Here is a 19,150-nt window from a genome sequence, read left to right as displayed (position 1 = left end):
CTCCGTCGGGTCAAGCGGTAGGCACGGATTCGGCCTTCTCGGCCGGCCGCTGAATGGGCTCAGGCCACGGCGAAGCAACCGGCCGCTGCCGAACCCGTTGCGGCCACCAGAACCACTTGCCCAGCAGCGCGGCGATGGACGGCGTCATCAGTGATCGCACGATCAGCGTGTCGAACAGCAGACCCAACCCGATGGTGGTGCCGACCTGACCGATCACGATCAGCTGGCTGACTGCCATCGTCATCATCGTGAAGGCGAACACTAGTCCCGCCGACGTCACCACCGAACCGGTGCCACCCATCGACCTGATGATGCCGGTGTTCAGCCCGGCATGGATCTCCTCCTTGAACCGGGACACCAGCAGCAGGTTGTAGTCGGCGCCGACGGCCAGCAGGATGATCACCGACATCGCCAGCACCATCCAGTGCAGTTCGATACCGATGAGGTGCTGCCAGATCAGCACCGAAAGCCCGAAAGACGCACCAAGGGAGAGCAGTACGGTGCCCACGATGACCGCCGAGGCCACCACGCTTCGCGTAATGATCAGCATGATGATGAAAATCAGGCACATGGAGGCGATTCCGGCGATCAGCAGGTCGTAGTTGCTGCCGTCCTGCATGTCCTTGAAGGTCGCCGCGGTCCCGCCGAGATAGATCTTGGAGCCCTCCATGGGCGTGCCCTTGAGCGCCTCGTAGGTGGCCTTCTTGATCGCGTCGATATGCGAAATGCCTTCTGGTGTCATCGGATCGCCGTCGTGGCTGATGATGAAGCGCACGGCATGGCCGTCGGGGGAGAGGAAGTTCTTCATGCCCCGCTTGAATTCGGGGTTGTCGAAGGTCTCCGGCGGCAGGTAGAACGAGTCGTCGTTCTTGGACGCGTCGAACGCTTTGCCCATGGCGGCGGAGTCGCGCTGTGCCCGCTGTTGCTGTTCCAGCAGACCCTTCTGGGTCGAATACATGGTCAGCATCATGGTTTTCATGTTCTTCATGTTCTGGATCATTTCGGGCATCAGTGCCACCATCTGCGGCATGAGCGTGTCGAGGTGATCCATGATGGGCATCAGGCTCTGGATGTCGTCGGTCATCGTGTCGACACCGTCGAGGGCATCGAAGACCGAGCGCAGCGACCAGCACACCGGGATGTCGAAGCAGTGCTTCTCCCAGTAGAAGTACGAGCGGATGGGCCGGAAGAAGTCCTCGAAATCGGCCATGTGATCGCGCAATTCGGCGACATCGATCGTCATGGCGTGCATCTTGCCGACCATCACGTGCATGTCGTCGGCCATCTGCTTGGTGATGCTCTGCATCTTCACCATGCTGTCGATGGTCGTCTGCATCTCGTCGGACTGGCGTTGCATGTCAGCGATCTGATCTTCTTGATACTTCTGCGTCATCTGCTGGCTGACGCCCTGCATGCTGATCTGGAACGGAATCGACGTGTGTTCGATCGGCGTGCCCTGGGGCCGGGTGATTGCCTGCACACGACTGATCCCGGGTACCCGGAAGATCGCTTTGGCGATCTTGTCGATGACCAGGAAGTCCGCTGAATTGCGCAGATCGTGGTCACTTTCGATCATGAGCAACTCGGGGTTCATCCGGGCCTTGGAGAAGTGCCGATCCGCGGCCGCGTAGCCGGCGTTCGCCGGCAGATCGGCGGGCAGGTAGTTGCGGTCGTTGTAGTTGGTCCGGTATCCGGGCAGGGTGAGCAGACCGACCAGAGCAATTCCGATCGTTACGACCAGGACCGGGCCCGGCCAGCGAACGACGAGCGCGCCGACCTTGCGCCAACCCCGAATTCGCTGCGCACGCCTGGGCTCGAGTGTCTGGCGGAAGCGCGATGCCACCGAAATCACCGCGGGCCCAAGTGTCAACGCAGCGAGCACAACGACCACCATGCCAATGGCAAGTGGGATTCCCAGTGTCTGGAAGTAGGGCAGGTTGGTGAAGTGCAGGCAGAACGTCGCACCGGCGATGGTCAAACCCGACCCGAGCACGACGTGTGCCGTGCCGTGAAACATGGTGTAGTAAGCGTCTTCTCGCGATTCGCCGACCGCCCTGGCTTCCTGATATCGGCCGATTAGGAATATCGCATAGTCAGTGGCTGCCGCGATCGCCAACGTGACCAACAGGTTGCAGGCGAACGTGGAGAGTCCGATGATCTTGTAGTAGCCCAGGAAGGCGACCGCGCCTCGGGCGGCGGCCAATTCGAACACCACCATTGCCAGCGTGAGCAGCACGGTGACGATGGAACGATAGACCATCAGCAGCATTGCGATGATGACCAGGAACGTCACGGCCTCAATCATCTGCAGGCTGCGGTCGCCGGCTAGATGCTGGTCGGCTTCCAGCGCCGAGGGGCCGGTGACGTAGGCCTTGACCCCGTTGGGGGGCGGGGTGCCTTTCACGATGGTCTGGACGGCCTCGACCGAGTCATTAGCCTTCGTCTCGCCCATGTTTCCGACGAGGTAGACCTGGACGTAAGCCGCCTTGCCGTCGTTGCTCTGCGCGCCGGCCCCGGTGAGTGGATCGCTCCAGAAGTCTTGAACGTGCTCAACGTGTTTGGTGTCGGCCTCGAGCTTCTTGACGATCTGGTCATAGAAGGCATGCGCCTCGGCGCCCAGGGCATTCTGGCCCTCCAGCACGATCATCACCGAGCTGTTGGACTTGTACTCCTTGAACACCTCGCCGACGCGCTTGGTCGCGATCACCGATTGCGCATCGTCGGGACTCATCGAGACCGAGCGCATCTTCCCCACCTCATCGAGCTGGGGGACAACGACGTTCAGCGCCGCGATGAGTGCGATCCAGCCGAGGATGATCGGCACGGCGAACGTGCGGATGAAGTGTGCGATCCTCGGCCGCGCCGCGTGCTTGGCAGCGGGGAAGGCGTCGGTGGGCGCATCTTGAGTGGGAGCGCTCATGCGGATTTCACCAAGCAGGAGGTCAGGGCGTGCACGCCGGTGGATGTTTGCTCGTCCTTGATTTCGTCGTCGACGGTGATGCGGCAACCGAGGTAATCACCGTCGCTTTGCGCCGAGATGTTGGGAAACACAGAGGGCGCGGTGGTGCTGAGCACCAAAGTCCAGGGCAGCGGCGCGCCGTCCAACCGTCGCGGCTCGGCGCTGAGATCCAGGTAGTTGACATTCGCGCGGGTCGCCGAGCCGAAGATCTCATACTTGACGACCTTGGGTTTGAACGGTTTGGAATCGTCCACCTTTGCGCTGGTCAGGGTGTCGGCGTTGTCGGCGCCGTAGAAGGACTTGACCCGTACCACCGCAAAGCCGCCGATGACCACCACCGCAACGATCAGCAGCGGCAGCCAGGCGTTACGCAAGACCTTAGCCATCGGCACCTACGCGATCCTTTCCCGGCCACGAAATGCCAACGCGGTCGTCGTCGATGTACTGCTGGGTCGAGAAGCATTGCGGGGCAACAAATGGCGCTATCAGCTCAACGCGGTCGAACGTCAGGTGCGTGGACGGCACTGCATGCAGCTCGATGTGGCCCGGTAGGTGACGGACGCGTGGTTCGAGTCGCCGAGGCACAGTGGAGAACCGCCGCCCGACCATGTGTACATGATCTGCATATTTTGCACACCATGCAAGTTTATGTGTTTCCGGTCACGCCGTCATTTCGTGAAGATGCTGTTGACCAGCGCGGCGGCGCGCTCGACGTAGGGCATCGGCGTGTCGTCGGCGTCCTTCGGATCGCTGCTGGACCAGCGTTCGATTCCCGAGCGCACCGCCGTCAGCGCTAATGCGGAGATCAGCGCGGGTATTTCATCATCCGACGGCATGCCCTGGCGTTTGGCCACGATATCGGTCAGCTGGGTCTGAAAACGCTCCAGGTCGGCCAAGAATGCCGCCAGCACCGCCGGCGTGGTTTTGGCCAGGTCAAGCATGCAAACGGCCTGCTCGCGCTGCGGGGGCATGTCCCGAAGATGATGTGCGGCCAGCGTGATCAGCTCGGCCAGGATCACCGAATAGGGGGCGGGTCCGGCCGCGACGAATTCGGCCGCCAGCTCGGGGGGCAGGTCCGAGGGGCCGTAGGCGATCGCCGCCTCTTTGTTGGGAAAGTAGTTGAAGAACGTGCGGGTGGAAATGCCGGCCTGGACGCAGATTTCCTCGATGGTCACCTTGTCCCAACCGCGCGCCTGTGCCAGCCGCACCGCCGCCCCGCGGATGTCCGCGCTGGTCTGACGGCGACGCCGCTCGCGCAGGCCGATCTGGTTCATCATGACATTCATAGTTGCACGAACTGCACATTCTGCACGCCACACGGGACGAGCACACGCCAAAGCGCCATTTCGGCGCGACAATAAGTGTTTTTGCGCCTGCTCGCGCGGCCCGCGCGCTCACGCTTTCCCACGTAGAAGGAAGCACAGCACGGTGCTCTCGAACGCTTCCTTGGCCTCGATCATGGCCCAGTGCCCGCATTTCGGGAACACGTGGAGTTCCGCGTTGGGCATGGTGCGCATCGGAATGAGCGCCATGTCAGGCGGGCTCACCCGATCGTCGCGTCCCCACGTCAGCAGGGTGGGCGCGGACACCTTGTGCATCACCGCCCACGGCATCGGGGTGTCGGCGGCCTCCATCGCCGACGTCATCGCGGCGAACGCCGCCTTGCCGTACATGCGGCGCGCGGCGGCCAGCGTCTCCGGGTCGGTGGCCAGTTGCCAACGCTCCTCGATCAATTCGTCGGTGATGACCGACTGGTCGTACACCATCGACTTGAGCCAGTCGACGAGTCGTTGCCGCGTCGGGTCCTCGGTGAATTCCTGCAGCAGCCGGATGCCTTCGCTGGGGCTGGGACTGAAGATGTTGGTGCCGACCCCGCCGATCGTCACCAGCCGATCGATGCGGCCCGGATTGCGGATCGCGAAGTTGATCCCTACGCCCCCGCCCATCGAGTTGCCGACAATGCTGACCCGGTCCACATTGAGGGCGTCCAGGAACGGCACCACCGTACGTTGCGCGGTGACCATCGGGTGGCCGCCGAAGTCGTCGCTGACTCCGAAGCCGGGGAATTCCAATACCAGGCAACGGAAATGCTCGGCGAACGCCGGCAAGACGCCGCGGAAGTTGCGCCAGCCGGTGACACCGGGGCCCGAGCCGTGCAGGAACAGCAACACCGGCGGTTCTGCGGAACCGGGCCCGCAGTCGTAGTAGCGCAAAACGCCGGCCGGAGTGCTGATTTCACGCAGATGCTGCGCCCCGGGGTTGCGTCCAGAAGTGTCTGTCACGGATGCCACCCTGCCATGCCGCGTCCGGGAAGGTCAGCCGGTGTCCGCGTGGCGGGAGAGGAAGTCCAGGACGGCCTGAGCGAAGATGTCGTTGCGGTCGCCGGCGACCATATGGCCCGCGCCGCGGACATCGACGAATTCGACCTGGGGGAACCGTTCAAGGAATTCGTCGGCCCGCTCTTGACTGACAAGGTCACTCATCTGGCCTCGTACCAAGAGCAGCGGCACGCCGTTACGCAGAATTGCGGCAACGGCAGCGTGCATGCGGTCGGTGTCGGTCACCTCGATCGGGGGGAATGGCGAAGTGCCGCTGATGAATTTCGGGTCCCAGTGCCAGTACCAGCGATCGCCGCGACGGCGCAGGTTGGTGCGCAGGCCGTCGAGATCTGTGGGACGGGGCCGATGCGGGTTGTATTCGGCGATCATGTCGGCGACTTCGTCCAACGAGTCGAATCCCGAGGCCACCCGGTCGGCCATGAACGCGTGAATCCGGCTCGCTCCCGACGGATCCATGTTGGGCACGATGTCTACCAGAACGACCGCGCCGGCGATGCCGGGCGATAGCTCACCGGCGAGGAGCATCGAGGTGAACCCGCCCAACGAGGCGCCGACCAGCACCGGCCTGGCCGGCAGCCGGCGCAGCACCTCTTGGATGTCGCTGGCGAAGCTCACCACGCGGTAGTCGCCGTCGCTAGACCAGTCCGATTCGCCGTGCCCCCGCATGTCAACGGTGACCGCCTGCCAACCACGCTCGGCAACGGCGGCCGCCGCGCGGCCCCAGGAGCGGCGGGTCTGCCCGCCGCCGTGCAGGAACACCACGGCTCGCGCCTCAGGGTCGCCCAGGCGATCGCAGACAATGCGAACATCGCCGGGGCCGTAGGTCGAGAACAGTTCCGGTGTGGTGGTCACTGATGGGATGGTAAGTGCTGGCCGGCTGACGCTCGGCCTTTACGTCGAGACTTAACGTGCTGCGACGGTGCCCGGCGTGTCGGGTGCGCAATTTAAGTGTCGCGAAGCGAGCCAATGGGCAGCGGCCTGGGCCGAAAGAACAGGGCACCCGCGATGGCGCGGTCGCGCAGCGCTGCCGCCCGCCAGGTGTTCACCGGATGGGAGGCCAGCATGTTGGCCAGCCAAACGAAGAATCCGGTCTCGGTCGCGGCCCGGTCGGCCATGCCGTCGAAATCCACCAACCTGAGCAGATATTTTCCGGCGCTCAGGACTCCGATGGCGCGGGCCGTCCCCGACGGGCGAAATGCGTACCCGTAGTTGTCGGCCGTGTATTCCATCGACCGTGACAGCGATTGGCCCAGGAGCGGGATCCGCATCGCCAGCTGGCTCAGTTGGCGCCAGTAGGACGTGTGGCCGGCAGCGATGTGGCCCACCTCGTGGCCGATCACGAATGCCAGCGCTTCGGGATCGCGGGCCTGGCCCCCGATCTCGAACAGGTCGCTGTAAACCGCCACGTACCGACGGAAGCCGTGTCCACTCGCGAAGGCGTTGATCTTGCCGTTGCCCAGCACGACGTAGGCGTCGGGTACTTCGGGGAGCCCGAACCGCTGGGCGGCCTCGACGACGAGCCAGTAGCCCTCGGGGAACTGGGTAGGCGACATCTTGACGCCGTTCACCCGCTGCCTGCCGTAGGTCAGGCCGCGGCCGAAATACACCACTATCGGCCAAGCCAGAATCCCAAGCCACAGCGTGCTCGTGCGGCCCGACAGCACTACGGCGATCGCCAGCAGATAGAGCACGAAGCTGGACGCGATGACCAGGACGAGAAGTCCGATCTCCCAGGGGTGGCGGTGGGGCTGTTCCACATATGGGACGTGTGGGTTCTGGTGCCCCGGCAATTGCACGGTGGTCATGAGCGCGCTGGACTCCTTCTGTGATGTCAATTTCCCGGTTCTGCCCGGGCGACTTCACAGTTCAGGGCTGCTCTTGAAGGATTCTCCGCAATTTCTTGGCACCCAGCGGCGTCGGCTCACGGCGCGGCAGGCCGATTGGTCCATTCCCGATCGGTCCGGCGCGCCGAGCGGAACCAGCCGCCGGCGGCGCCGGTACCGCCGTCGGTCGGGATCGTGTGGCCGGTAACGAAGGCCGACAGCTCGCAGGCCAGGAACAGGATCACCCGGGCCTGGTCCTCCGGTAGTCCCATCCGTCCGACGGGAACCCATTGCGGCCACTGCCGTTGCTCGTCCGGCGATAGCCACTGCGAGTAGGGCACCTGTAGCGACTCGGTGACGTCGGGGCCGATTGCGTTGACCCGCACGCCATCGCGACCCACCTGGACGGCGAGGCTGCGAGTGAAGTGGATGACGGCCGCTTTGAAAGCGGCATAGACCGGATCCTCCGGATAGCCGCGCAAGCCTTCGACGGACGAGACGTTGACGATCGCGCCCGCGTGCCGGCCGACCATCGCCGGCAGGAACGCACGGGTGACCAGGAAGACGTGGTGCAGGTTGATCCGGTAGAGCTCGTCCCACAGCTGCGCGTCGGTGTCGACGAAGTTGCCCGGATGCCGCAGCCAGTGGCCCACGTTGTTGACCAGCACGTCGACCCGGCCGCAGCGATCCAGCACAGTGTGCGCCAACGCGCTGACCTGGTCGGGCTCGCGCACATCGACTGCCACGGCCAGGCCGCCGATCTCGTCGGCGATCGCCTGCCCGCGCCCGGCGTCAATATCGGCGACGACCACCCGGGCGCCGTGCTGGGCGAACAGTCGCGCGGTCGCCGCGCCGATGCCGCCCCCGGCGCCAGTCACCACCGCGACCCGGTCGGCCAGCAGCGCCGCCGGTGTCGATTTCGGGTTGCTCACAGGTGACCGATGGCGAAATCCGCGGCTTGACCGACCATGCCGTTGAACGGATACGCCCCGTGCTGTCGGTCCGGCGGCCCACCGGGCGCACCGTCGCAGATGTTGTCGCCGGGAGCGCACAGGTCGATGGTCTTGCCCGCGAACTGCGGACCGATCACGATCGGCGGTGAGCCGAACGTGCGCAACCAATTCGGCGACGGTTTCCCGAACAGGGCGACGGCCGCGACGTGGTTCGCCCCATCCGCCGACACGCCGCCGGAGGTCATGTTGCCGGTCACGGCCGCACCCTGGGAGTAGCCGCCGACGATCATTCTGGTGTTCGGGCAGTTGGCCGCCATGGACTGGATGTGTCCGCGCTCATCGCCGACCCCAGCGTTGAAGGTCCCGCGGAAACCGGGGTTGCCGAAGTCACCGCTGGCGGGGTAATTGACGCCGTACTCGCCGACCGATCGGCCGCCGGCCCGCCCGCGGACTGCATTGACGAATGCGCCTCCGACCCCGCCCACCCCCGGTGGCTCGCCGGTGCCGCGCGCGAACACCACCTCGATGTCGGGGCACGCCGCCGCGGACGCGACCGGGACAGGTCCGCACAGCAGAGCCGGCGACGCCGTCGTCACCGCAAGGAAGGACGCGGTGAGCCGGAACGCGCGCCGCCGGAAATCGGTCATCATCGGGTTTCTCCATCACTATGCAGACGCACCAGACGTGTGGTGCTGCTCTCGTCGAGGTCGACGATGTCGCTGCGCGAGCGCAGGAAGTCGCTGAATGACTTGAATCCCAGCGACTTCTCGCTGAATGACGGGTTCATCCGCTTCATCTGCGCCTTGACCACCGAGTTGTGCAGCCAGTCGGCGTCGTCCTTTTCCTGACTGATTCGAAGCGCACGCTCGAGCAGGCTGGTGGCCGCGGCTTGCGGATCGGGCGGCGGCGGCTCGTCCTCGGGTTCGGAAGTCGCGTGCCGCCCACGCTTCTTGGGCTGGCGCACCGGCGCGCTTTGGGTGGGTATTCCGGGCAGGGTGTCGTAGGTGACGAACTCGTCGCAGGCCGCGGCCAGCGACTGGCTGCTGGCGCCGGCCACGCCGATACCGACGACGTAGCGGCCGAGCCGTTTGCAGCGCTGGGCGAGGGCGATGTAGTCGGAGTCGCCGCCCACGATCACCACGTGGGTCAGGTCGGGCAGCCGGAACATGTCCTCGACCGCGTCCACGGCCAGGCGGATGTCTGCCCCGTTCTTGCCGTAAACGGTCGCGGGAAACAGTTGCACCAGATCCACCGCGCGGCCCACGAGTTGGCCGTGGTAGCGGGCGTTGACGTCGGTTGACCAATCCGCATACGCGCGAGTGAGGACCAGCGTGCCGAACGAGGAGGCGAAATCCATGACGGCACCGAGGTCGACGGTCGCCGCTTCCAGCCGCTCATTCTCCAGGCCCTTGGCCTTGTCCCGTTGGAACGCGTTGCGACCGTGCACCTGGTCGTAGTGCGAGATGACGATGTTGTCGAAGTCGAAATAGACCGCAACACGGTCCGCACCGGATTCGGTCATTCGGCAATCGTGCGCCTCACCGGCGGAATTCATCAAGCTTCCGGCTGTCCCAATAGGAGGCTCTCGTTTCGATCAGGGAAAGTAGGGTTTGCAGCTATCACGAGCGTTCTGCACGAAAAGTTCGGACAGCCGCGGCAAGGGAGCCGGAATGGATTTCGAACTCGACGCCGGCCAGCGTGCCTGGTTGGACGAGGTCCGCGAGTTCCTCCACGCCAACGTCACCGCGGAATTACGTGCCGAACTCAGCGAGCATGATCTCGAGTTTCCCGACGGCGAGGTCGCGCAATTTCGCCGCAAGATCGGCGACAAAGGCTGGTTCGGGCTGAACTGGCCGCGCGAATACGGAGGTTTGGGTCTCGGTGCCGTCTATCAGCACCTGCTGATGAGCGAGTTCGAATATTGGGGCGTGCCAGGACCCGACCTGACGGTCACCTCGGTGGCGCCGATGATCATGCGACACGGCACCGAGCAGAACAAATCCGAATGGCTCCCGCTGATCGCCAAAGGCGAAATGGTTTGTGCGGTAGGCTATTCCGAGTCTGAGGCTGGCACCGACTTGGCCAACATGCGCACTCGCGCGACGCGCGACGGCCAGGAATGGACGATCAACGGCAGCAAGATATGGAATAGCGGGGCACAGCGCGCCACCCATGAATGGCTATGCGTGCGCACCGATCCGACCAGCGCGCGCCATCGCGGGATCTCGGTGATCATCGTCCCGATCGACAGCCCGGGTGTGGAGATCCGCCCGCTGTACGCGTGGTCGGGCTATCGCACCAACGAGGTGCATTTTCGTGATGTGCGGGTGCCCTTGACCAACCTGATCGGCGAAATCAACCGGGGCTGGACGTATATCACCGGAGCGCTCGACCTGGAACGCGGGGCCCTGACCAACGCGGGTGACCTGCGCCGGGCGGTCGACGACTTGCGTGAGCTCGCCATGCGCCCGCGGCGAGACGGCACGGTGCCCGCTCACAGCGCGGTACTTCGGCGCCGCCTGGCGCAGGCCGAGGCCGACGTGGAGGCAGCCGTGCTGATGGGCTACGAGGCGGCCTCGATCCTCGACAGCGGCGTCATCCCCACCGTGGAGGTAAGCGTCGAGAAGGTCTTCACCAGCGAACTTCGTCAGCGCATCGCCGATCTCGCGCTTGATCTGCTCGGCCCGGATGGCTTGCTGACACACCGCAGCGCAGAGGCGCCGCTCGGCGGCAAGTTCGAACGGCTCTACCGGTCGGCGCCGTTGATGCGGTTCGGCGGCGGCACCAACGAGGTGTTGCGCGACATCATTGCTCAGCGGGGCCACGGGATGCCCAGCTATGGACGTTGACTGATGAGAGCCATTCCGACCGCCGTGCAGCGGGAGTTCGGGGCGAGTCTGCGCGCGCTGCTGATGACGGAGAGTCCGGTGAGCCTGGTCCGGGCACTGAATGAGCCCGGCGCTGATCGAAGCACTCCCGCGCTGTGGAAGGCGCTCGCCGACGCCGGCGTTTTCGGGCTCGCGATCGGCGAGGAGTACGGCGGGTCCGGCGGCTCACTTGACGATCTCGCCGTCTTCTACACCGAGGCCGGCCGCGCGCTGTGCCCGGCGACAGTGCACAGCACCGTGCAGGCCGCACTGGCCCTCGACCAACTGGGCACCACCGATGCCCGCGCCGCGTGGCTGCCGGCACTGGCGACCGGCGCTGCTCGCGGCACGACGGCACTGTGGAGCGCCCGCAATGCCGCTGTCGTCTCGGCGGTGCTGGACGCCGAACCCGCCTCGAGCGGTCGCTGGCGGTTGAGCGGAATCGCCGACTACGTCGCCGACGCTGACATCGCCGACCTCATCGTGGTGTCAGCCGCCGCACCAGGGGGCACATCGGTCTTCGCCGTCGGCACGCGCGCCGCCGATGTGAGGATCGAGCCGCTCGCCATGGCCGGTGGCCACCGTGCATTCACCGTGCGATTCGACGATCTGGTGGTCGGCTCCGACGCGCTTGTGGACCACCGTGTCACCCCGTCGGCGCTGCGCCGGTTGGCAAATGCCGCGGTGGCGTTGGGATCACTCGACCTGGTCGGGGTGGGGCAGGCCGTGCTGGACCGCACGGTCGACTACATCAAACTGCGCCACCAGTTCGGCCGGCCGATCGCGTCGTTCCAGGCGGCCCAGCATCTCGTCGCCAACATGCACATCGCCTTGGCGGCAGCGCGATTGGCCGCACACTCGGCGGTCTTCTGGATAGCGCGTGGCCGTACGGCGGCCAGGGAAACGGCCATAGCGCGCATGCATGCCGCGACGGCGGCCAGACTGATCACCCTGGATGCCCATCAACTGCACGGCGGAATCGGCTACGTGACGGAGACCGATCTGCATTTGTGGACCGAAAGGGCGCGCATAGGCTCAACCCTCGGCGGCGGAGCCGACGTCGCCGCGGCATGGCTGGAGGAAAGTATTGACGACTGAGGAGTCCCTGATCGACGCCGAATCGGCGTCACGCGTGGGCACCGTCGCCGCATCCGCGACGGGCGAGGTGAATCGACGAGACTGGCAGCGGTGGGCTGCGGCGGTCGGCGACCACAACCCGCTGTGGTTTGATCCGGACTACGCCCGCGCCAACGGCTTTCGGGACATCGTCTGCCCGCCGCTGTTCGTGCAATATGCGGTGCTCGGTGTCACTCGTCTGGACGGCCTGCGGCCTGATGGTTCCTCCGGCGCGGCCTCCGGCAGTCTCGCGTTCCCGCGGGCTCCCAAACGGATGGCCGGTGGCGAAAGTTTCACCTTCCACGTGCCGGCCTACCACCGAGACCAAATCGAAATGGTCCGCACCGTCGAGTCCATTGTCGAAAAGCAAGGCCGTTCAGGGAAATTCGTACTGGTTACCTGGCGGACGGTGTATCGAAACCAGCACCGCGAGCTGGTCGCCGAAGCGTCGACGTCGATGATCGCACGCCCATGACACGCGCCGGCGACGATGCAGTGGGGGCACCCCCAGCCGCGCAGCGGCGAGGGGGACAAAGCGATGAGGCGGAGCGGCGCCAATGACGGACGCGCAGGTGTTTTACGAGGATGTCGGTGTCGGCGAGCAGATTCCCACACTGAGCGTGACCGCCGACGAAACCCAGCTGTTCTTCTTCAGCGCCGCCACCTACAACGGCCACCGGGTTCACTACGACAAAGTGTGGGCCGAAAGTGAGGGCTACGACGACGTGTTGGTCCAGGGTCCGCTCCAGGCGGCGCTGCTGGCCCGTGCAATCTGCGACTGGATCGGGGGCCGGGGACGCCTGGTTTCCTTCTCGGTGCAGAACCGCGCGGTCGCCTATCCGGGCCAGCAGCTCCTCTTCGGCGGCACGGTCACCGGAAAGCGCATCACCGACGAGGGCGCCGGACTGCTCGATCTCGATATCGCCGGCCGCCGCGGCTCCACCGTGCTGATGCCGGGCACGGCGACTGTCCAGCTGCCCCGGCGCGGAACACCGTCGTGACCGGGTTGCGCGGTGAGGCGGCCATCGTCGGCATCGCCGAGCTGCCCGCTGAACGCCGCCCGCGCCGACCGCAGTTGTTCACCCTCGACCAATACGCGCTGTTGGCGAAGATGGTGGTCGAGGATGCCGGCGTCGATGCGGCATGTGTCAACGGCCTGCTGACGCATGGAATAGCCGAATCGACGATGTTCGCGCCGGCTACCTTGGGTGAATATCTCGGCCTGCCCTTGGATTTCGGTGAGCGCGTCGATCTGGGCGGAGCCACCTCAGCAGGGATGGTGTGGCGGGCCGCCGCAGCCGTCGAACTCGGCATCTGCGACGCGGTGCTGGCCGTGGTGCCCGGATCGTCGGACCTGCCGCAAGCCCGAAGCCGTCCGGCCGCTACACCGAATTGGTTTGGAGCGTCATCGAACAACTACGGTTCGCCCCAAGCGGAGTTCGAAATACCGTACGGCAACGTGGGTCAGAACGCGCCGTACGCGCAGATCGCACAGCGTTACGCGGCGGAGTTCGGCTACGACCCCGCCGCGGTCGCCAAGATCGCCGTCGACCAGCGCACCAACGCATGTGCGCATCCCGGCGCGGTTTTCCACGGCACTCCGATCACCGTCGACGACGTGCTGGCCAGCCCGATGATCGCCGACCCGATCCACATGCTGGAAACGGTGATGCGGGTACACGGGGGAGTCGGCGTCCTGATCGCGAACGCCGAAATCGCGCGTCGCGGCCGCCACCGGCCGGTGTGGATCGCCGGTTTCGGCGAGCACATCGCCTTCAAGACCCCGACCTACGCGGACGATCTGCTGCGCACCCCGATCGCACGGGCGGCGGACAGGGCCTTCGCGATGGCGGGCCTGAGCCGATCAGATGTCGACGTCGCCTCGATCTACGACTGTTACACGATCACCGTGCTGATGAGCCTCGAGGATGCCGGCTTCTGCGCGAAAGGCCAAGGCATGTCTTGGGTTAGCGAACACGACTTGACCTATCGCGGCGACTTTCCGCTCAACACGGCAGGGGGGCAGCTGTCGTTCGGTCAGGCGGGGATGGCCGGCGGCATGCACCACGTCGTCGACGGGGCCCGGCAAATCATGGGCCGAGCGGGGGACGCGCAGGTTCACGACTGCCACACCGCGTTCGTGACCGGCAACGGCGGCATCATGAGCGAGCAGGTGGCGCTGCTGATGCGGGGAGACTGACCGCGCCGGCGACGATGCAGAGTGAAGCGATGAGGAGGAGTGGCGCAATTGACCGTGAGCCGCACTGAACCCCGTCCCGTCCCCGAGCCCACGCCCGTCTCGCGGCCGTTCTGGGACGGCCTGGCGCAGCACCGTATCCTCGTGCAGTACTCGCCCTCGCTGCAGCGCTACGTCTTCTACCCGCGAACCCTGGCGCCGGGGACGCTGGCCGACGACCTGGAATGGCGCGAAATCGATGGTGCCGGAACGCTGTACACCTTCACCATCGCTCGTCGGCCCACGGGGCCGCCGTGGGCCGACGCGACACCGCAGTTACTCGCGGTGGTGCAGTGGGACGCCGGCCCCAGAATCAGCACCGAACTGGTCGATGTCGATCCCGAAGACGACGAAGCCATCCGCATCGGAATGCGCGTGCAACCGGTGTTCTACGATCTGCCCGACGCCGGAATAACTCTGCTGAAGTACCGACCGGGTGACCGGCGCGATGAGTGACCGGTGCGACGGAGCCGTCGGAGGCGCGCATGGATGACGCCGTGCAGGCGATGCTGCGTGACTTGGACGCCGGATTTCCTCGCGTGGAAACCATGACCGGCCCCCAGGCCCGCGCCGCGCTGGCCGAACGACGGGTTCCCGCCACCAACGTCGACGATGTTCGACGCACGGTTGATCGCATGATTCCAGGCCCCGCCGGCGAAATCGCGGCGCGGTTCTACTACCCGCACGGTGACCCATCGCAACAGCGCCCAGGGATCGTGTACTGCCACGGCGGTGGATTCGTCTTCTGCGACATCGAATCCCACGACGGATTCTGTCGGGCGCTGGCTCGCGGCAGCCAAAGCGTCGTGGTTTCGATCGACTATCGACTTGCGCCCGAACATCCCGCGCCCGCGGCGGCGCTCGACGCTTTCGCGGCGTTCCGCTGGGTGGTGGAACACGCCGACGAGCTGGGGATCGACCCGGCGCGGACCGCGGTCGGCGGCGACAGCGCCGGCGGAAATCTCGCCGCGGTCACCGCCATTCTCTGCCGCGAACGAGAAGTCACCGCACCCGCTGCACAACTTCTGATCTACCCCGCGATAGACCCCTCGTTCGACACCGAGAGCTATCAGCGCTACGCCAGCGGATATATCAACACCCGGGCCGCGATGATGTGGTATTGGCGTCAATACCTGGGCGGGGAAAGGCCTTTTGACCCGCCATACCTGGTGGCGCCGGCTCGCGCGGAATCCCATGCGGGGCTGCCGCCAGCGGTGATTGTCACCGCCGGCCTGGATACGTTGCACAGCGAAGGGTGCAGCTATGCACGGCTGCTGCGCAGCGCGGGGGTACGGGTGGTGCACCGAGATTTTCCGGGCCTCTTCCACGGCTTCATGACGATTCAACTGTTGGCCGCGGCAGCGTCGGGTCTGCAGCTCGTCTGCCGCGACCTGAGACAGCTGCTGTACCCGAATGTGGAGCGACAGTGACATCGGTGTCTGGGACCGACGTGATCGTCGTCGGCGCGGGATTCGCCGGGCTCTACGCCGTGCATCGAGCGGTGGCGGCGGGCCTTTCGGTGACCGCCCTCGAGGCGGCGCCCGATGTGGGTGGAACCTGGTACTGGAATCGCTATCCCGGTGCCCGCTGCGACGTCGAAAGTGTCGACTACTCTTACTCATTCGACGAAACGCTGCAGCAGAGCTGGCAGTGGAGCGAACGGTTCGCCGCTCAACCGGAGATCCTGGCCTATCTGCGTCACGTCGCCGAGCGCTACGACCTGCGCCGCCACTACCGATTTGGTTGCGACGTGGTAGCCGCCGAGTTCGACCAGGACTCCGCACGTTGGCGTGTTCACACCGCCGCTGGTGACATACATACCGCGCGGTTTCTGCTGTGCGCAACGGGCTGCCTGTCGGCCCTGAATCGCCCCGACATTCCCGGCGTCGACGACTTCACCGGAGAGGTGTATTTCACCGCTGCGTGGCCGCGCGAGGATCCCGATCTGCGCGGCAAACGCGTCGGCGTTATCGGCACGGGTTCGTCTGGCATCCAAGTGATTCCGATCATCGCCGAGCAAGCGGCGACGCTGGTGGTCTTCCAGCGGTCGGCCAACTACAGCATTCCCATGCCCAACCGACCCTGGTCGGCCGACGAGCAACGGCAGATCCAGGCGGAGTATCCCGAACGCCGGCGGGCCTCCGCATACGCGGCGGCGGGGACTCCGCACGGTACTTACCACAAGAAAGCCGTCGACACCGAACCCGCCGAGCGGGCAGAAGCATTGTGGCGGCGCTGGCGGGAGGGTGGCGTGCTTTTCGCCAAGACCTTCCCCGACCAGACCAGTGACCTGGCCGCCAACGACATCGCTCGCGAGTTCGCCGAACAGCGGATCCGCGAAATCGTCAATGATCCAGCCGTAGCAGGCGATCTTATCCCGGTCGACCACCCGATCGGCACCAAACGGATCTGCACTGACGCCGGTTACTACGCCACCTTCAACCGGGACAACGTCCGGCTGGTGAACCTGCGTCGCGAGCCCATCGACACGATCACCGCCGACGGGATAAGAACCAACGTCACCACCTATCCCTGCGATGCACTGATCTTCGCCACCGGATTCGACGCGATGACCGGCGCGCTTACCCGCATCGACCCGAGCGGTCCCGGCGGAGAACGGTTGCGCGACATCTGGGCCGACGGCCCGCTGACGTTTCTAGGTCTGATGGTGCCCGGGCTACCGAACCTGTTCAGCGTCAGCGGACCCGGCGCCCCTTCGGTGCTGGCGAACATGGTGCTGCACGCCGAGGTTCAGGTCGACTGGGTCATGGATCTGGTAATTACCGCGGGCCGACTCGGGGTCAGCGAAGTCGAACCGCGCCTCGACGCCGCCCGGGAATGGACCGACCACGTGGCGGCAGCCGCCGAGCAAACGCTGTTTCCCCGGGCCGCATCGTCGTGGTACCTGGGCGCCAATATCGAAGGCAAGAAGCGGATCTTCATGCCCTACGCGGGAGGCTTCGGCACCTACCGCCGTCACTGCGACGAGGTAGCCCGGCGCGGTTACGCCGGCTTGGTGCTGACGACCCGCTGACGAGGATCCAGATAACCGTGCCGGAGACAGTTCAGCAGATACTGCGGCAGCGCAGGCACGACGACACCCCCGCCGTCGCCTACGGCGACCGAACCTGGACCTGGCGGGAGCACTTGGCCGAGGCCGAAGCCGAAGCCGCCGCCCTGATCGGGCTCGCCGACGTGACCCGCCCGCTGCACGTCGGCGCGCTGCTGTCCAATTCCCCGGCGATGCTTCGCGCCATGGCCGCGGCGGCGCTGGGCGGATATGTGCTGTGCGGCATCAACACCACGCGGCGCGGAGCCGGACTGCTCGCCGACCTCCGGCGCTCGGACTGTCAACTCCTTCTCGTCGACACCGAACACCTGCCGCTACTGAACGGCTTGGAGCTCAACGGGATTCAGGTGCTCGATGTCGACGAGACGCGTTACGCCGAAGCGGTGGCCACGGCGTCACCGCTGGTTGCGCACCGTGAGGTCACGGGCCCGGACACGCTGATGATGATCTTCACCTCCGGCACCAGCGGCGATCCCAAGGCGGTGCGGTTCGCGCACGGGATGGCTGTCATGTGCGGCGCCAGCCTGATTTATCAATACGACGTCACCGCCGACGACGTTTGCTACTTGTCGATGCCGTTGTTTCATTCCAACGGCGTTGCGGCAGGTTGGGCGGTCGCCGTTGGAAGTGGCGCGACGATGGTCCCGGCCCGGTTCTCACCGTCGCGTTTTCTCGACGACGTACGTCGCTACCACGTGACGTACATGAACTACGTCGGCAAACCGCTCGCGTTGATCCTCGACACTCCCGAACGCCCCGACGACGCCGAGAACACGCTGCGGGTGGCATTCGGCAACGAAGCGACCGATCGCGATATCGCCGAATTCGCAAGGCGTTTCGGATGCCGCGTGGTGGACAGTTTCGGCTCCAGCGAGTTCGCGGTGATCGTGGTACGAGAGGACGGCGCGCCAACGGGGTCAATCGGCAAGCCCTACCCGGGAGTGAGCGTCTACAACCCCGAAACGTTGACCGAGTGCGCGGTCGCGCAGTTCGACGAACACGGCGCCCTGACCAATTTCGAAGAAGCCGTCGGCGAACTCGTCAACACTCAGGGGGCGGGACCGTTCACCGGCTACTACAACGATCCCTCGGCGACGGCGCAGCGGATGCGGCACGGCATGTATTGGTCCGGCGATCTGGCCTATCGCGACGCTGACGGCTGGATTTACCTCGCGGGTCGCACCGCCGACTGGATGCGGGTCGACGGCGAGAATCTGGCGGCGGCCACTCTCGAGCGCATTTTGGCGCGGCTGCCGCAAATCAGTCAGGTTGCGGTCTATGCGGTGCCTGACGACAGAGTCGGGGACCAGGTGATGGCGGCGCTGGTGCTGCGTGACCGGATGCGGCTCGACCCCGCTGACTTGGGGGATTTCCTCGCCGCACAGCCCGACCTGTCGCCGAAGGCCTGGCCGCGCTACGTCCGCATCAACGACGACCTACCGGTGACGGCGACCAACAAGATCCTCAAACGCCGGCTGATCGAGGCTGGCGTCAATGCGCAGGGCGGCGTGTTGTGGACCCGGCCGGCTCGCGGCCGGACCTACCGCCCGGTCGGTTGAAATACCACTCGGGTGACCACCGGTCATCGAGATCCGTGGGGTGACCAGCAATGTCGATGTTTGCGCTGCGCCGCCTCTGGGCAAGCAAAGGGAGTTGTCGTTGACGGCGTAAGGCTCAACAGACGATTCCATCCGCGAAGACTCAGTGAACGTCTGTATCAATTGTGGCCTGCGGTAGTTCATTCTGATTTATTTAGCAATCAGTACGATTGACTGCGCGCAGTTGAA

General features: G+C 65.4%; 18 protein-coding genes. 9 read left to right on the top strand and 9 right to left on the bottom strand.

Annotated features, from left to right (window positions below):
* Positions 1 to 10 precede the first annotated feature (10 nt).
* The 9 genes from A5791_RS12380 to A5791_RS12335 form a co-directional block, all read right to left on the bottom strand.
* Positions 11 to 2,920, bottom strand: a complete 2,910-nt coding sequence (locus tag A5791_RS12380; RefSeq protein WP_067236375.1) for an RND family transporter — start codon at positions 2,918 to 2,920, stop codon at positions 11 to 13.
* Positions 2,917 to 3,345: an MmpS family transport accessory protein gene (locus A5791_RS12375; RefSeq protein WP_197504672.1), complete on the bottom strand. Its 429-nt coding sequence runs from the start codon at positions 3,343 to 3,345 to the stop codon at positions 2,917 to 2,919. Before A5791_RS12375 ends, A5791_RS12380 begins: the two co-directional genes overlap by 4 nt.
* Before the next feature lie 282 nt (positions 3,346 to 3,627).
* Complete coding sequence (locus A5791_RS12365) at positions 3,628 to 4,236, bottom strand: TetR family transcriptional regulator (protein ID WP_067236697.1); 609 nt, start codon at positions 4,234 to 4,236, stop codon at positions 3,628 to 3,630.
* 117 nt (positions 4,237 to 4,353) lie between these two features.
* Positions 4,354 to 5,241, bottom strand: a complete 888-nt coding sequence (locus A5791_RS12360; protein ID WP_067236694.1) for an alpha/beta fold hydrolase — start codon at positions 5,239 to 5,241, stop codon at positions 4,354 to 4,356.
* A gap of 33 nt (positions 5,242 to 5,274) precedes the next feature.
* Positions 5,275 to 6,150, bottom strand: a complete 876-nt coding sequence (locus tag A5791_RS12355; protein ID WP_197504671.1) for an alpha/beta fold hydrolase — start codon at positions 6,148 to 6,150, stop codon at positions 5,275 to 5,277.
* Between the two features lie 92 nt (positions 6,151 to 6,242).
* A complete protein-coding gene (locus tag A5791_RS12350; RefSeq protein ID WP_067236368.1) occupies positions 6,243 to 7,103 on the bottom strand; it encodes a M48 family metallopeptidase in 861 nt (286 codons plus the stop codon).
* A 116-nt stretch (positions 7,104 to 7,219) separates the two neighbouring features.
* Positions 7,220 to 8,053, bottom strand: a complete 834-nt coding sequence (locus tag A5791_RS12345; protein ID WP_067236365.1) for an SDR family NAD(P)-dependent oxidoreductase — start codon at positions 8,051 to 8,053, stop codon at positions 7,220 to 7,222.
* Complete coding sequence (locus A5791_RS12340; RefSeq protein WP_304441703.1) at positions 8,050 to 8,724, bottom strand: cutinase family protein; 675 nt, start codon at positions 8,722 to 8,724, stop codon at positions 8,050 to 8,052. Before A5791_RS12340 ends, A5791_RS12345 begins: the two co-directional genes overlap by 4 nt.
* A complete protein-coding gene (locus tag A5791_RS12335; RefSeq protein ID WP_067236685.1) occupies positions 8,721 to 9,596 on the bottom strand; it encodes an NYN domain-containing protein in 876 nt (291 codons plus the stop codon). The genes A5791_RS12340 and A5791_RS12335 overlap by 4 nt, the downstream gene beginning before the upstream one ends.
* A 148-nt stretch (positions 9,597 to 9,744) precedes the next feature.
* Between A5791_RS12335 and A5791_RS12330 the strand changes: the two genes are divergently transcribed.
* From A5791_RS12330 to fadD1, 9 genes are all read left to right on the top strand, one after another.
* On the top strand, positions 9,745 to 10,923 hold the full coding sequence (locus A5791_RS12330) for an acyl-CoA dehydrogenase family protein (RefSeq protein WP_067236359.1): 1,179 nt from the start codon (positions 9,745 to 9,747) through the stop codon (positions 10,921 to 10,923).
* Between the two features lie 3 nt (positions 10,924 to 10,926).
* The gene (locus tag A5791_RS12325) at positions 10,927 to 12,039 is read left to right on the top strand and encodes an acyl-CoA dehydrogenase family protein (RefSeq protein WP_067236355.1); all 1,113 of its coding nucleotides are present in this window, start codon (positions 10,927 to 10,929) and stop codon (positions 12,037 to 12,039) included.
* Positions 12,040 to 12,046: 7 nt separating this feature from the next.
* Positions 12,047 to 12,532 (top strand): MaoC family dehydratase N-terminal domain-containing protein, encoded by a 486-nt coding sequence (locus tag A5791_RS12320; RefSeq protein WP_082966884.1) that lies wholly within the window; start codon positions 12,047 to 12,049, stop codon positions 12,530 to 12,532.
* An 82-nt stretch (positions 12,533 to 12,614) separates the two neighbouring features.
* Complete coding sequence (locus A5791_RS12315; protein WP_067236349.1) at positions 12,615 to 13,058, top strand: MaoC/PaaZ C-terminal domain-containing protein; 444 nt, start codon at positions 12,615 to 12,617, stop codon at positions 13,056 to 13,058.
* Positions 13,055 to 14,257, top strand: a complete 1,203-nt coding sequence (locus tag A5791_RS12310; RefSeq protein ID WP_067236345.1) for a thiolase family protein — start codon at positions 13,055 to 13,057, stop codon at positions 14,255 to 14,257. Before A5791_RS12315 ends, A5791_RS12310 begins: the two co-directional genes overlap by 4 nt.
* 54 nt (positions 14,258 to 14,311) lie before the next feature.
* Positions 14,312 to 14,749 carry a Zn-ribbon domain-containing OB-fold protein gene (locus A5791_RS12305; protein ID WP_067236341.1) on the top strand — a complete coding sequence of 146 codons (438 nt, stop codon included), beginning with the start codon at positions 14,312 to 14,314 and terminating at the stop codon, positions 14,747 to 14,749.
* Between the two features lie 29 nt (positions 14,750 to 14,778).
* The gene (locus A5791_RS12300; RefSeq protein ID WP_067236681.1) at positions 14,779 to 15,723 is read left to right on the top strand and encodes an alpha/beta hydrolase; all 945 of its coding nucleotides are present in this window, start codon (positions 14,779 to 14,781) and stop codon (positions 15,721 to 15,723) included.
* The gene (locus tag A5791_RS12295; protein WP_067236338.1) at positions 15,720 to 17,327 is read left to right on the top strand and encodes an NAD(P)/FAD-dependent oxidoreductase; all 1,608 of its coding nucleotides are present in this window, start codon (positions 15,720 to 15,722) and stop codon (positions 17,325 to 17,327) included. The genes A5791_RS12300 and A5791_RS12295 overlap by 4 nt, the downstream gene beginning before the upstream one ends.
* Positions 17,328 to 17,344: 17 nt before the next feature.
* Positions 17,345 to 18,922: a fatty-acid--CoA ligase FadD1 gene (gene fadD1, locus A5791_RS12290; RefSeq protein WP_067236334.1), complete on the top strand. Its 1,578-nt coding sequence runs from the start codon at positions 17,345 to 17,347 to the stop codon at positions 18,920 to 18,922.
* The last annotated feature ends 228 nt before the right edge of the window (positions 18,923 to 19,150 follow it).

The sequence above is a fragment of the Mycobacterium sp. 852002-51163_SCH5372311 genome (genome assembly GCF_001667115.1).
Taxonomy (GTDB): domain Bacteria; phylum Actinomycetota; class Actinomycetes; order Mycobacteriales; family Mycobacteriaceae; genus Mycobacterium.
The sequence above is the reverse complement of the archived record's forward strand: the minus strand, read 5'-3'. Positions and strand labels throughout refer to the sequence as shown.

What these genes read in the sequence shown, in the direction of transcription:
- A5791_RS12380 (WP_067236375.1), bottom strand. Translation starts at nt 2,920, where the DNA reads ATGAGCGCTCCCACTCAAGATGCGCCCACCGACGCCTTCCCCGCTGCC.
- A5791_RS12375 (WP_197504672.1), bottom strand. Translation starts at nt 3,345, where the DNA reads ATGGCTAAGGTCTTGCGTAACGCCTGGCTGCCGCTGCTGATCGTTGCG.
- A5791_RS12365 (WP_067236697.1), bottom strand. Translation starts at nt 4,236, where the DNA reads ATGATGAACCAGATCGGCCTGCGCGAGCGGCGTCGCCGTCAGACCAGC.
- A5791_RS12350 (WP_067236368.1), bottom strand. Translation starts at nt 7,103, where the DNA reads ATGACCACCGTGCAATTGCCGGGGCACCAGAACCCACACGTCCCATAT.
- A5791_RS12340 (WP_304441703.1), bottom strand. Translation starts at nt 8,724, where the DNA reads ATGATGACCGATTTCCGGCGGCGCGCGTTCCGGCTCACCGCGTCCTTC.
- A5791_RS12335 (WP_067236685.1), bottom strand. Translation starts at nt 9,596, where the DNA reads ATGACCGAATCCGGTGCGGACCGTGTTGCGGTCTATTTCGACTTCGAC.
- A5791_RS12330 (WP_067236359.1), top strand. Translation starts at nt 9,745, where the DNA reads ATGGATTTCGAACTCGACGCCGGCCAGCGTGCCTGGTTGGACGAGGTC.
- A5791_RS12325 (WP_067236355.1), top strand. Translation starts at nt 10,927, where the DNA reads ATGAGAGCCATTCCGACCGCCGTGCAGCGGGAGTTCGGGGCGAGTCTG.
- A5791_RS12315 (WP_067236349.1), top strand. Translation starts at nt 12,615, where the DNA reads ATGACGGACGCGCAGGTGTTTTACGAGGATGTCGGTGTCGGCGAGCAG.
- A5791_RS12300 (WP_067236681.1), top strand. Translation starts at nt 14,779, where the DNA reads ATGGATGACGCCGTGCAGGCGATGCTGCGTGACTTGGACGCCGGATTT.